Annotated in this window: 12 protein-coding genes; 6 read left to right on the forward strand and 6 right to left on the reverse strand. The window is 51.8% G+C overall.

Translation table 11 applies throughout. From position 1 onward, the window contains the following. Positions 1-169: 169 nt before the first annotated feature. Positions 170-403, forward strand: coding sequence for a hypothetical protein (locus ACTS3T_RS08095; RefSeq protein ID WP_377965118.1), 234 nt, complete (start codon positions 170-172; stop codon positions 401-403). A gap of 76 nt (positions 404-479) precedes the next feature. Here ACTS3T_RS08095 and ACTS3T_RS08100 read toward each other — a convergent pair whose 3' ends face one another. Continuing rightward, positions 480-3,506 carry a HEAT repeat domain-containing protein gene (locus ACTS3T_RS08100; protein WP_377965116.1) on the reverse strand — a complete coding sequence of 1,009 codons (3,027 nt, stop codon included), beginning with the start codon at positions 3,504-3,506 and terminating at the stop codon, positions 480-482. A gap of 223 nt (positions 3,507-3,729) precedes the next feature. Here ACTS3T_RS08100 and ilvN point away from each other — a divergent pair, with 223 nt between their 5' ends. Beyond that, a complete protein-coding gene (gene ilvN, locus ACTS3T_RS08105) occupies positions 3,730-4,257 on the forward strand; it encodes an acetolactate synthase small subunit (RefSeq protein ID WP_377965114.1) in 528 nt (175 codons plus the stop codon). Between the two features lie 33 nt (positions 4,258-4,290). Here ilvN and ACTS3T_RS08110 read toward each other — a convergent pair whose 3' ends face one another. Continuing rightward, positions 4,291-5,154, reverse strand: a complete 864-nt coding sequence (locus tag ACTS3T_RS08110; protein ID WP_377965112.1) for a methyltransferase domain-containing protein — start codon at positions 5,152-5,154, stop codon at positions 4,291-4,293. 136 nt (positions 5,155-5,290) lie between these two features. Between ACTS3T_RS08110 and ACTS3T_RS08115 the strand changes: the two genes are divergently transcribed. After that, positions 5,291-6,625, forward strand: coding sequence for a TrkH family potassium uptake protein (locus ACTS3T_RS08115; protein WP_377965110.1), 1,335 nt, complete (start codon positions 5,291-5,293; stop codon positions 6,623-6,625). A 5-nt stretch (positions 6,626-6,630) separates the two neighbouring features. Further along, the gene (locus tag ACTS3T_RS08120; protein WP_377965108.1) at positions 6,631-8,055 is read left to right on the forward strand and encodes a TrkA-related ion transporter; all 1,425 of its coding nucleotides are present in this window, start codon (positions 6,631-6,633) and stop codon (positions 8,053-8,055) included. A gap of 96 nt (positions 8,056-8,151) precedes the next feature. Here the strand turns inward: ACTS3T_RS08120 and ACTS3T_RS08125 are convergent, their stop codons facing one another. The 4 genes from ACTS3T_RS08125 to bchL all read right to left on the reverse strand — a co-directional run bounded on the left by ACTS3T_RS08125 (position 8,152) and on the right by bchL (position 11,433). Then, entirely contained in the window at positions 8,152-9,561 is a 1,410-nt protein-coding gene (locus ACTS3T_RS08125; protein ID WP_377965106.1) for a ferredoxin:protochlorophyllide reductase (ATP-dependent) subunit N, read from the reverse strand. A gap of 48 nt (positions 9,562-9,609) precedes the next feature. Next, positions 9,610-10,014, reverse strand: a complete 405-nt coding sequence (locus ACTS3T_RS08130; protein WP_377965104.1) for a DUF5331 domain-containing protein — start codon at positions 10,012-10,014, stop codon at positions 9,610-9,612. 69 nt (positions 10,015-10,083) lie between these two features. Further along, positions 10,084-10,443, reverse strand: coding sequence for a DUF5331 domain-containing protein (locus ACTS3T_RS08135; RefSeq protein ID WP_377965102.1), 360 nt, complete (start codon positions 10,441-10,443; stop codon positions 10,084-10,086). Positions 10,444-10,569: 126 nt separating this feature from the next. Continuing rightward, positions 10,570-11,433 (reverse strand): ferredoxin:protochlorophyllide reductase (ATP-dependent) iron-sulfur ATP-binding protein, encoded by an 864-nt coding sequence (bchL, locus tag ACTS3T_RS08140; protein ID WP_377965100.1) that lies wholly within the window; start codon positions 11,431-11,433, stop codon positions 10,570-10,572. A 443-nt stretch (positions 11,434-11,876) separates the two neighbouring features. Between bchL and ACTS3T_RS08145 the strand changes: the two genes are divergently transcribed. Continuing rightward, the gene (locus tag ACTS3T_RS08145; RefSeq protein ID WP_377965099.1) at positions 11,877-12,062 is read left to right on the forward strand and encodes a hypothetical protein; all 186 of its coding nucleotides are present in this window, start codon (positions 11,877-11,879) and stop codon (positions 12,060-12,062) included. A 514-nt stretch (positions 12,063-12,576) separates the two neighbouring features. Then, on the forward strand, positions 12,577-13,582 hold a 1,006-nt coding region (locus tag ACTS3T_RS08150; RefSeq protein ID WP_462934903.1), incomplete at its 3' end, for an NACHT domain-containing protein.

The following is a 13,582-nucleotide window of genomic DNA, read 5'->3' on the forward strand; positions in this document are numbered from 1 at the left end:
TTTTGCCTTTAACTAAGCAACCTCTTTTGCCAATTTTGGCTGCTGGCTTGCCGGACATCTTCAGGGAAGCAACGAAAGGAAGAGTAAACACAGTGCGCCTACTTCACCTGTCAGTCTTGCTCATTTCTGACTTCCGCAAGCTCAGTACTACCCAAAAGGAAAAAACGCTATGTTTCAACCCAGCGATCGCCCTGCCGAGCCGATTACCCTGGCGGCGGCTGAACAACCCCACCACCGCGAATCTATCCGGCACATGCTGCTTGGCTCTGACGATGCCGTTTTAGCAGAAATCAAAAACCTGCACAAGCGCGGCCACTCGGAGCCAAACGACTGGAGCAAGCCCTGTCCCACCGGACGCCCCGGCGAAGTTATGGCGGTTTTGACGCGTTACCTCTGGCTGTAGCCGCGATCGCTTTGCCCCCAGCGATTGGCGCTTTTTTGACCCGCCTTGCTTCCTGGGTTTGGGCATAGCGGGCGGGTCAAGTCGGCAAAGACCCTAAATTGAGCGAACCGGGTGCAGCCTCCGTCTGAGACAAGCCCAGGCGATCGCCAGATAGCCCTAACTCAAACATGAGCTGTTTCACCTGAGCCGCCACCAGCGGATTGGTGTCTGCCTGCATTTGCGGCAATACCTCCGCCAAAACGCGAGGCGACGCCAACTGCAAATAAGCCAAAACCGCTTCTCGGATAAACCCGGTTGGATGGCGCAACCCAGCTACCGTTTGCGCCGTCATCAAACTCCACTGCTGCTGGCGAGCCAAATGAAAACAGCAGGCAAAAGCCCAATCTGACAAAAAGTGGCGCAGATCCATTAAATAGCGGAGGCGACTACTGGCGGACATTGGCTGATGTGGAGCCAGATTAGCCAGACTCAGCAGTTTTTCGGCATCAGGTCGATGGTCAAGAACGCTCAGAACTGCCCGCTTGCTGGGAATATCCAGCGTATTGTCTAAAATTTCTAAGCCTCTGGCGCGGCTGGCAGGCGACCCTTGCAAACTGACCTGGGCGGCTTGAATGGTGCCAGAGGGATAGAGAAAGCGCATCAGCATAAACAGCCGCTCACGCGAATCGACCAGCATATCGCGCAGCGCATTGCGAAACAAATCAGCTTCTCGCCCGGTGACCTCATCAGCCGAGATATCGATCAGTCCGGCATAGATTTGCCCCATAAACGTGAGTTCTTGGTTGAGTAAGCGCTCAATGCCAGGGCGACCCAGCCGATCTAAGGCGACGTCAATGCCTTTGGATCGCTTCAGTCCGGTTTCTTGCGAAAGCCGCAGCAAAATGCGCAAAATGGTTCGGCGGGTATCGCCCCAAGCCGTCTGCAACCGCGAAACTAATAAATCGAGCGCTTCAATCGTGCCAATTTGGCCAATGACCTGCCAAGCCTGATTCCGCAGGGCTTCAGCTTGGTGATAGTCTTCTGCTAGCCGTCGGAGCATCGGCAGCGCCTCGTTACCCAAGCGCACCAGCGCATTGACGGCAGCATCTCGCGTCGATTTATAAGAAAGCCCCTTTAGCAGCGAAGGATAGTATTCTTCTAGGCGGGTAGCGGCGATCGCTTCTAGCAAAGCCCGTCGGACTCGTAACGACTCATCTTGCAGCAAGTTAGGAATATAGAGCCGCAAAGCCTGCATATAATCCGCTTCTCCTAACGCCCGACACCCCATCACCCGTTCTCGTTCTCGCGGGTGAGCCAGCATTTGCCGCAGAGCATTGGTGGCTTCTGCTTTTTGGCGGGGGTTGCCACGGCGTAACATCAGCGAGGCGGCGGTTCCGCGCACGACGGGGTCAGTTTCGGGGTTGAGGTAACGCTTGAGGGCATTGATATCCGGGTCGGCTTCGGCAATCCAGATGTAGCGCAGCGCCAGCGCTAACACCTCCGGGGGAGGCGTTGACTCAGTGAGCGATCGCACAGGTGGCAAGCAATCTAAGCTGGGATATTCCAGCATGGCTTCTAGGCTTTGCTTTTGCAAACTGGCCGACAACCCCGGCAGCAAGGGGGCTAATACGTCTCCGACGCCGCTGGGGTCGATATAGCTCAACAGTTCAACACAAGAGCGCTTGTCGGCTTCGCGCCCCGGCTGTTCTAGCTGCTCAATAAAGGCTCGTTTTAACACCCGCAGGTTAGCATCAGAAAAGCTTAGCAGCCCGCGCTCGGCACTGAGCACCAGCAAATTGAGATAGCGCGATCGCAACAAAAAAATGGCTCCCAGCCAGATAGCGGCTGCAATCAGCACCTCTAGCAAAAAGACCCGACTTTGAAAAGAAACGCTGCTGCGACCCAGTTGGTTACAAAACCAGATGGTCAATAAAATCCCCACCCCGGTACTGCCCATCGACAGCGGTTCAGCAATCCCCCCGATAAACGACTGTAGCCGCCCGCGACTGCTATCAGGAATCGGCTGAAACAGAATAGGGCGGGTGCTGGCAACTAGGGTATAGCGCAACCACTCATCCATAAACTTAAGCACCACCAGCCCCACCAAAAGGCTAGATGAACCTAGCAGCGTCGGCCAGCTCAGCACCAGTGAAAGGCTGCCCAGGGTTAAGATCACCAGCGGCAGTAGCATCGTCACGGTAAAGACCCCGGCTCGTTCAATCAAACGGCTGGAGGTAAACCACTGGGTCAAAAGCTCCATCAAGCCCAAAATGCCGCTAAAGATGCCTAAAAAGGTAGCGATCGCCTGGGCATCTAAAGTCGCGTCTAGCTGTAGCAAATACTGAAACTCAACCAGATACATCACCGCTTGCCCCAAGGCAAAAAAGCTAAACAGCAAAATCACATACTGCCGCGTTGAGCCTCTTAGCCGCCGGGTAGAGTGGTTAGAAGCGTTGTCTTCGGTTCGCTTGAGCGATTCTGGAAAAGCATGTTCGTAGCGATCGCTGATGTAGATCAAAATGCCGCCCCCCACCAGCATCATCAAGCAGGCCAGCACAATCACATTTTTTAGCCCCAGCAGCCGCAGTAGCAGGTAAATCGAAAAGCCGCTGAGAACGTCAGCTACCAGGTTGCCACTACTGATAATCGGATAAGAGCGTTTAATCTCGCGGATGTTGAATAGCTGATTGGCCGTTACCGCTACGTTGAGATCATTGAGGCTGTAAATCGCTTCTACCCAAAGCCGCATAACAAAAACGGTAATAGCCGCCAGCGCGGGCAGCGCCATACCCAGCCAAAACAGCGGCAGCGGCAGCGCCATGAGCAAAGCAATCAAAACAATCACCCAGCGCAGCGGCAACAAACGCTGCAGCCAAGCATAAATAAAGCTGAGGCCGAAGCCGACCACCGCGCTAAAAATATAAATCAACGGCAAAGACTGAGCGCCATACTGCCCCAAAAAGAGCGCCGCTGAACTCACCTCCAACCACAAAATCCCCATTGAGGTCGCGGTATAAAAGGCAAACATCAGCAGCGTGCGGTGACCTTCTCCTGAGCGCAGATTGACAATTTTAAGCAATCTTTGCTTAGAGAACAGCGGAGTCGAAAGGCGCGTCACAGTCATGGGTACGTTGAGCGTTTTTGGGCAGAGAGGCGTGATGGCAATGATTTGCCCTTAAAATAACAGTCTGCTTTGCCGCAGTCCATGAGCAAGATGCCCGTTCTAGAGTTAACAAGAGCGCTCTGGCGAGTTAAAATCAAAAATCTGGCTACTTTGGGGCTTGCAGCTTAAAGCAGGCTGAAGGGTCAGGCTTTAATCATACTGCCCGTCTCACATTTGCTGAGCCATGAAGCACACACTCTCTGTTTTAGTTGAAGATGAAGCGGGTGTTCTAACCCGAATTGCGGGTTTGTTTGCCCGTCGGGGGTTTAACATCGAAAGTTTAGCGGTGGGGCCAGCAGAACAGGTCGGCATCTCCCGCATTACGATGGTGGTGCCTGGAGACGATCGGGCGATTGAACAGCTCACCAAGCAACTTTATAAGCTGATCAACGTGCTGAAAGTTCAGGATGTTACAGAAGTTCCCTGCGTTGAGCGCGAATTAATGTTGCTTAAAGTGAATGCCAATAGTGTCACCCGTTCTGAAGTGGTGGGGTTGGCTCAAATCTTTAGAGCCAGGGTGGTGGATGTTTCCGAAGAGTCTTTAACGCTAGAAGTGGTGGGTGATCCGGGTAAGCTGGTTGCCATTGTGCAGGTGCTAACCCGCTTTGGCATTCGGGAGATTGCCCGCACGGGTAAAATCGCGCTGACGCGTGAGTCTGGGGTTAACACTGAGTATTTAAAGTCATTGGAAAGCAAGCTGGGTACCGCCTGAGTCAGGGGGCAACTCCCGACTCAGGTTGGAGGCTTACTTGGTGGCGCACAATAGACCGTAGCGCAGCAGCCCTTTTTGGTAGCCTTGACTCATCAGCCGCAGGGCAAATGCCCCTTGAATGGCGGGCCATCCGGCCTGGATCAGACCACTGACCGCTTCTAGATTGAGGGCTGAAAACATGACTTCATCCCAGAAGGGCGCAACTGCGGTTGACCAATCAGCCGTTGTGATATTTTGAAAGCCAATTCCCTGGGCGATCGCTTCGTATTCGGGCAACGAAATCACGTAGGGCAAGCAGTACACCTGATAGATGTCTTCTAAATGTTTTTGCTCGGTGGCGGTTAGTGGGCCTGCTAGCGAGTCGGTGGGGCGATGACACCAAGTTGCCATCAAAAACGTCCCTCCGGGTTGCAAAAGCTGAAAACACTCTTGCAAAAACTGGCGTTTATCGGGCATGTGTTCGCCGCTTTCCATTGACCAGATCAGGTCAAACTGGTTGTCTTCAAAAGGGGTATTGAGAGCATCTACCACTTGAAAGGCGGCGTGGGGCAGTTGAGCCGAGTCGGCCAGTTTAGCAGCGATCGCTCGGGCTGTTGCTCGCTCTGCTTGCACAGGGCTAAGGGTGATGCCAATAGCGGCGGCTTTAAATTTTTCGGCCAGATACAGCGTGCTACCGCCAATCCCGCAACCTACGTCTAAAATGTGGCTGGCTTGGCTAACCTGTCCCCAGGCTAAGAGGCGATCTATTAGCTCAATTTGGGCTTGACGGCGCTCTTTGCGCTGGCGGCCTGTGGCTCCGTAATAGCCATGATGCATGTGTTCTCCCCAAACCTGCTCCCAAAGCAGGGAAGAGGTGTCGTAAAACTGCTGAATTTGCTGGTAGAGGCTAGAAGTCATGGCATTTGGATGGGAAGTTGGCGAAATTGACACCGATTGACCCCGATGAAATCAGAATCCATGAAAAGATGGTTGTCTAAGGATTGTATAAACGCGACAATCATAAACTTTATTTTCCTTTCTTACGATCATTGAGATGACCGTCTCTAGAACGATTTGTTCGGGTTTTTTGGCGCTGATTGCCATTGGTACTTTGCTGTTGCTGCTGCCCTTTTCTACCAGCAGCGGTGAGTGGAATAGCCCGCTGGTGGCTCTTTTTACCTCAACCTCAGCTGTTTGTGTGACGGGTTTGATTGTCGTCGATACGGGTAGTTACTTTTCGCCCCTGGGGCAAGCCATTGTGCTGTTGCTGATTCAGGTGGGGGGGCTGGGATACATGACTGCAACTACCTTTTTGCTGTTGCTGCTGGGGCGACGTTTGGGGCTGCGCGATCGCTTGGCCATTCAGCAGTCAATGGATAAAACCGAGCTATCAGGGGCGCGATCGCTGATTGTTTCTATTATTTCAATGACCCTGGTGTTTGAGATTACGGGGGCTTTGCTGTTAATGCCCGTCTTTTTAGCAGACTATGACCAGGGCTTTGGGCTGTGGCTTGCGGTTTTTCATAGTATCAGTGCTTTTAACAATGCTGGGTTTAGCTTATTTGCCGATAGTTTGGTTGGCTATGCCCAATCGCCGCTGGCCAATGGGGTGGTGACCGGGCTGGTGATTTTGGGGGGAATTGGCTACCGCGTAATTATGGAAGCGTTTACCTGGCTGCGCGATCGCTGGCGCGGCGGTCGAGAGCGAATCGTTTTCTCGCTGCATTTCAAAATTGTGACCAGTACAACGGTCGTTTTGCTGATTTTGGGGACAGTGGCGCTGTTCTTTACCGAATTTGACAACCCCGATACGCTGCGTTCGCTCAGCCTTGGGGATAAACTGATTGCGGCCTGGTTTCAGTCAGTTGTCACCCGTACGGCGGGGTTTAACAGCATTGATATTGGCGCGATGGAAAGCGTTTCCCTCTTTATCATTATTGCGCTGATGTTTATTGGTGCTAGCCCCGGTAGTACCGGGGGGGGGATTAAAACCACAACAGCTCGAATTTTGTTTGTTTGTACGCGGGCGGTACTCCAGGGTAAAGAGCAGGTAATTTGCTATCAGCGGGAAATTCCGCCTTCTCGCGTGTTGAAGGCTATTAGCGTGGTCGTCGGCTCGGCCTTTACCGTGATTGCTGTGACTACGTTAATTTCAATCACTGACTCTGGCTTTTCGTTTATTGATATTTTGTTTGAGGTGGTGTCAGCGTTTGCCACCGTAGGGCTTTCAACCGGAATTACCGCCGATCTTTCGGCTGCGGCCAAGCTGTTTTTAATCGTCACCATGTATGTAGGACGGGTGGGGGTTTTGTTGGCGATGGCGGCTTTGTTGGGCGATCCCAGTCCTAGCTCAATTCATTATCCCGAAGAAGATTTGCTAGTGGGTTAGCCGTCATGCCCCGCCGATCGCTTAGAGATACCCTCGATCGCCTGCTGCATACACCGCTGGCGGAGTTCACGCTGATTGGCCTGATTTTACTCTCCGTTGCGCTGGTGGTTTTAGCGGTCATGCTGGAGGGGACGGGGTGGAGCGATCGCCTGATTAACCCGCTGCAAAGTTGTTTAACCAGCCTCTTTATCGTTGAGCTGAGTATTCGCTACGCGATCGCCCGCAAAAAGCGGCGATTTTTTCGCAACTACTGGTTGGATATTCTAGCGGTTTTGCCGTTTATTCACGCCTTTCGGATTTTGCGATTGCTGCGGATTTTGCGGCTGCTGCGGGTTGGCATTTTGCTCAATCGTAACCTCAACTATTTGTCTTCTACCTTGTCGGCTGGCGTGGGTGCCCAGATTGGCATTTTTGTCATTATTGGGCTAATTACGCTGGTAGGCGGCTTAGGCATTTACCTGATAGAAGGTTCGCTTAACCCGCAGATCGATTCTCTTTCAGAAGCTTTTTGGTGGAGCTTGCTAACGCTGGTAGCCGGAGAGCCTGTTGGCGGCGACCCGCTCACCCACGCGGGTCGCGGGCTGACCTTGGTAGTCATGATGGCAGGACTGACGCTGTTTGCAGTCTTTACTGGCGTTATTTCAGCGGTTATGGTGCAACGTTTACGCGACGTGCTGGAGTTAAAAGCTTTGGAACTAGACGAACTCCGAGAACATGTGGTGATTTGCGGCTGGAACCGGGAAGGTCACCTCATTGTTGAAGAACTGTTAGCCGACCGAACCCTGCAAGCGCAAGCCATTGTGATTGTGGCTGAGTTTGCTGAAACACCAGCCTCTACCCTCAAACCGCTCAACCGCTCAAACATCTATTTTCATACGGGTGACTACACCACGCTGGAGGTGCTAGAGCAAATTGGCATTCGTCAAGCAGCCCGCGCCATTTTACTGGCTGATTCGAGTCGGCGTCGCAGCGATCAAGATCGCGATGCCCGCACCGTACTGGCGGCTTTGACGATTGAAAAGCTCAATCCAGCCATTTACACCTGCGCTCAACTGTTAGACCGTCGCAACGATGTGCAGCTTAAAATTGCTGGGGTTGATGATGTGATTGTTGCCACTGAGGTTACCAGCCACCTGATTGCAACTTCAGCCCGCAATCAAGGGTCTGTAGAATTGCTAACAGAGTTGCTAACCGTACAAACAGGCAATCAGTTTTATAAAGTAGCTTTGCCGCTAGCCTGGGTGGGGCGTTCCTTTGAAACGGTAGCCCGACAGCTTAAACACGAGTTTGATGCCTTGCTGGTGGCGATCGAGCAGCGACCCCAAACGGGCGATCGCCTGACGCTGGTTAACCCGACGAACCAAACCCTTTTGCAAAGGGGCGATTATCTGGTGATAATTGCTCGTTCAGCCCCGCGCCTAGAAAGGTGAAAGCGGCGGAGACAACAACCGCCGCCAATGGCTCAGCGCGGTCTGCGGCTCTGGCTAGCGCTTATCGCCTGCCCTGAGCCGCAAACGGCTGCCAGATCAAGTCAGAGAAGCTTCTTCTCTCACCAGCTTGTCCCAACCGAGATCCTTCAAACTGCTGTTGCGGCGTAGCGGTCGGGTGACCAGTTCTAAAATGTCACGCGCATTGCTAAACCCGTGAATCTGGGCAAAGGTAAACTCGACTGACCACTTGGTGTTGATGCCGCGAGCTTCTAGAGGGTTGGCGTGAGCCATGCCAGTAATAACCAGATCTGGTTTGAGCTGATAAATACGCTGAATTTGGTTGTAGTTGTCAGGCTTTTCGACAATTTTGGGGGTGGGTACGCCCATTTCGTGGCAGGTTTGTTCTAGCAGCTTTAGTTCAGCCGCCTGGTAGCGCTTATCCATATAGGGAATGCCGACTTCATGGACGCTCATGCCACAGCGAGTTAAAAACCGAGCCATTGAGACTTCTAGCAAATTGTCTCCCATGAAGTAAACTGACTTGCCGCGAATAAGCTGCAAGTAGTCTTCCAGCGATTGCCAGATTTTGGCTTCGCGCTCTTCTAGCCCTTGGGGTTCAATGCCAAAGACCGAACAAATTTTTTCGATCCAGGCGCGGGTACCATCCGGCCCAATGGGGAATGGCGCACCAATGAGCTTACATTTACGGCGACGCATCAACGTTGAGGCTGTGCGGGAAAGAAACGGATTGATGCCAGCGACGTAGTACCCTTCTTCTAAAACAGGCAGTTCGGTGTAGCGCTTAGAAGGTAACCAGCCAGAAACCTTAATTCCCTGCTTTTTCAGCTCTAGCGTCATTTGCGTGACGACAGGATCGGGCACTGAGCCAAACAGCACCAGTGGCGGATGATCGACGTAGTCAGATTCTGAAGCGGCTACTTCTTCTTTTTTGCGACCAAAATTGAGCAGTTTGGTGATGCCACCGCGTTCTTCTTTTTCGGCGGCAGCGCTGGGGGCTTCGCTGGGGCAGCGGTGAGCCATTGCCGCTAGCACCGTGTCTTCACCCTGCGTAAAGGCATAGTCTAAACCGTTGGCTCTGGCAACCACAATGGGTATGCCGATTTCGGCTTCGAGCCGGGGGGCTAAGCCTTCGAGATCCATTTTGATGATTTCGGTGGTGCAGGTGCCAATCCAGACAATGACGCTGGGATTGCGATCGCGCTTAATCTGCAAACACAACCGCTTAAGCTCGTCGTAATCGTTGAGCTGAGCGGAGATATCGCCCTCCTCTAGCTCAGCCATGGCATAGCGGGGTTCAGCAAAGATCATCACCCCCATAGCATTTTGAAGAAAATAGCCGCAGGTCTTAGTGCCAATCACCAAGAAAAAGCTATCTTCAATTTTCTGGTAGAGCCAAGCCACGCAGCTAATCGGACAAAACGTATGGTAATTGCCAGTTTCGCACTCAAACTCCAGGGCTTGGGGTTGGGTATGGGCAAGCGTCATGATAGTCTCTTCTCTCAACAAAAATGAATCAGTGTTAGTTCGGGGGAATTACGTGCGGACTTTGTGCTGAGGCCGGATCCGGGCACAAGATTCATCCATTTCTCGCGGTAGGGGCTGATGCGAGGGATCGAGCTTAAACTCGGCGGGCAGTTGGGAGCCTTTTAACATGCGAGGCTTTTCTGGCAGGGCTTCTAAGGCTTCATCTGGATTAAAGTTAAGACCCAAAGCGGCCACAATGCGATCGGGGTTGCTGCTGAGGTCAACCACTAGCGGCAGTAGCTGGCTTAATTGCGGTTCCAAAATAGCGAGCGTAGCCAAGATAAAGCTAGAAGACGGGCGACGCTGGCCTTGGCAGGTCACCCAAACCCCCAAACGTACAAGCCAAGAACGATTTTCACGGTAATAATCTAGCCACTTCTGGCGTAGGGTTTGGCGCAGTTGTTCAGTATTCACGGAAGCCTCAGTCTGGATTCAACGCAGGCAATGCTGTGGGGGCAAGCCTATTAGCCGAAAAAAGTAGATTTACTCAAATGAGTCTTGAGCATCCGGCAGCATGGGCGTTACTTCAGCGTCTTCCGCTTCGATTGTTTTGGGTGTGCCGTTGTTGTCAAGCGCCATTTCAGGATCAAAGTTAAGCCCTAACACTTCGACTAAGGCGTCTTCATCAGAGTTGAGCTGATAAAACGGCACCATAAGATTAGAAAGCTTTGGCTCAATCGCATTGACCACACCCAAAACCAAAAATGACGAAGGACGGCGACCGCCATCTGGCGTTCTCACTGACGTTTGACGCATTTGTAGCTCTAACCACGGGCGGTTGGCTTGAACGTAGTCCAGCCATTTTTGCCGAATCACCGAGGTAAAGTTTTCAAAGAATGCCATGCGTTTGCCTCACTCTAGATTGCAAATCAGTAAACCGATGAACGGACGACTTGAAAAGTCGTACACAGGATAATACTGCAGCAATCTATCACCGTCCGACGCGATCGCAAATGAGTTTATATTTCGCTAAACCATCATCAGGTCTAGTTCGTCTTCAGCCGGGGTTGGGGCTGCTGGCGGATTTAAATAGAAATCAGAAAGCAGCGCAAACAGTTCGCGATCGGCAGCATCTTTGGGCACCACGCCTTCAGGAGCCGCTAAAACCTGATCGGCAATATTGAGGTAATACTGGCAAACGGGCAGTAGAGAAGGATCGGTTTCCGCCATTTCAAAAATAGTCTTACCCTTAACGCGAGAAACGCGGATATCTTCAATCAGCGGCAAAATTTCGAGTACGGGCATAGGCACCGACTCAATATACTTGTCGATCAGGTCGCGCTTAGAGGTACGGTTGCCGATTAAACCTGCTAGACGTAGGGGGTGAGTTCTGGCTTTTTCGCGCACAGAAGCAGCAATGCGATTGGCCGCAAACAGGGCATCGAAGCCGTTATCGGTGACGATCATGCAGTAGTCTGAGTAGTTTAGCGGCGCAGCAAAGCCGCCACACACCACGTCACCTAGCACGTCAAACAAAATGACATCGTACTCGTCAAATGCGTTTAGCTCTTTTAGCAGCTTCACGGTTTCGCCAACGACGTAGCCGCCGCAGCCTGCTCCGGCTGGAGGCCCGCCCGCTTCAACACAGTCAACGCCGCCGTAGCCTTTGTAAATGACATCTTCAGGCCAGATGTCTTCGTAGTGGTAGTCCTTCTCCTGTAGGGTATCGATGATGGTGGGAATTAAAAAACCCGTCAGGGTGAAGGTGCTGTCGTGCTTGGGGTCGCAGCCAATCTGCAACACTTTTTTGCCACGCTTGGCTAAAGCGACCGAGATATTGCAGCTCGTCGTGGATTTGCCAATGCCGCCTTTGCCATAAACAGAGAGTTTCACGCTAGTCGTCTCCAATATTACGTCTGAGCTACTTGAAATTGCCTCGTGCCAGTGCCAAAGCCAACACGCGGTTTTCGACTCGCTGATTGCATTATGAGGAAAGCCTCAGACCAAAGGGAAGGGGACTTCAAAACAATTAACCCTGTTAGACAAAGCCAGATAGTGCAAAGCGCTTTGAGTGCTAAAAGAGTTTGTTTGAATAAAAACCTTTAGTCTATTCTGGCTAACTATCAATTTTTAGGGCTTCACTTTATAAAAAGCAGAACAAAAGAAAAAAATTGATTAGCTATCAGCTTTGACTTAACCCGGCAAGGGGCTAGCTGAGGCGGGGTTGAAAGGGCGATCGCTGCTAAAAGTCAGGTTGTAGCTAAAAGCAGAAGGCTAGAGGCAGATTGAAAGCTTTTCTGTCAGAGGCTAGTCGCTGTTTGAGTGTCTTGACGCGGGTGCCTACAGCAATAACTCAAGCTATTCGCCTGCCGCCACTTGAGCAGTCGCTATCATCAGCTAAAGCTACCTACGCAACCGTTGAGCAGCCAAAGTGGGGGTTGTTCCCTGTGTTTGAGCGGCCTACTTTAGCGATCGCTTTAACTGCGAGTTGGCCTCAGGCTGGTGTGCTCAGCAGCGGCTAGGTAACGGTTGGTGTGATGGCAAAAAATTCGCCCAGCGAGTTTTGTACTGGCTGGGCGGGTGAAGACTGCCAAGTTTGTTACGAATCATCAAGTTGACGGCTTGGTTAACTATCGTTACGGGATAGCTCTGAAAAAGCTACTAAGTTGTTGTTGCCAGGGAAGGTTAAGACCTAAAAAGTTGTCACTGATCTAAGTTTCAATCCAAGCTTTTTCAGCATCACTAAACCCTGCATGGCTTTATCTAGCACGTATCACCTTGAGAAGTTTGCGACTCAATTGGTTTAGGGCAAAGCCCCCGCCCTGCAACACCGTAAGCAAAATAATTCCGCAAGCTGCTTAGCTTAGATTGTTTACGGAAAAGCGATGTTTGCGAAGTTGCCGGACGCTCAATCTCTGTGTAGTTTTTTCTAAATCCCTCAACCCATTGACTCCCAACGGAAAGGAGTGGTTATAGTTGGGGCAACCCAATTAACCACCCCGCCTCGTGACGATGCTTCCTTGGGATTATCTTGCGATGCTCCTTTGGAGCCGCTTCACGAACGCCCATACTCTCATCGCTCAATCTCAATCTGATCCCTCTACCTGGCATGATTGGATTGAAAACCTGCGCCAGCATCCGCTATGGGCTGGAATTGTAGGACTTATTGGAATTCTCATCGCATTCATAACTTTTGGTGATTCCCTATCTGGCTTCCTTGGCCTCTTTGGTCTAGAATCACTCTTTCGCCGCGATCGCGCTGTTGAGCAAGACCTCCTAGATATTCGCACCAAGCTGCTCTATCGTCTCCAGCGAGAGGTCAAAACCCGTTTAGAAAATTCCCTGCACGAGCTGGTCAAGATCGATCTCCAGATGGAAGATCAGCGTCAGCGCGTCGGCCAGCCAAAGCTGCCGCTAATTGCGGAAGATCCAGAACCGCCTCCACAGCCGCAGCCGTTTCGCTCTTTGATGAATCGAGTTCTGAGGCGTTTCAAAGCGCCAGATCCTTCACCTCAGACGATCGCCCCAACTCAAAGAATTCTCTCCGTCTTTGAAAGCGCTGATATTCAAGGCAAGCTGCTCATTCTAGGTGAACCAGGTTCCGGTAAAACAACGGAGTTGCTGACCTTAGCCCAAGAGCTGCTGGCTAAAACCGAGCAGGATGAACTAGCCCCAGTTCCCATCATTTTTGAGCTATCCACCTGGAAACCAGATACGCCGCTAGATAAGTGGCTCACAGCTCAGATCAAAAGCATCTACAAAATTGACGAAGCGGTGAGCCAGCAGTGGCTAAACGAGCAGCAGCTTTTACCGCTGCTAGATGGTTTAGATGAGTTAGGGCTAGCGCGGCAGCAGCAGTGTGTTGAGAAGATTGATCAGTTTTCAATCGCCTATCCCTACCTAGCGGTCTGCTGCCGCCGCGAAGAATATGAAGCGGGACAACAACATCTTGAGTCGCTCAATGGGGCTGTTTACCTCAAACCATTGACGGACTTGCAAATTCAGGACTATCTCAGGGATCTGCACCGCGATCGCTTGTGGT

It is taken from the genome of Almyronema sp., from assembly GCF_052168255.1.
Taxonomy (GTDB): domain Bacteria; phylum Cyanobacteriota; class Cyanobacteriia; order Phormidesmidales; family Phormidesmidaceae; genus Sphaerothrix; species Sphaerothrix epifaneia.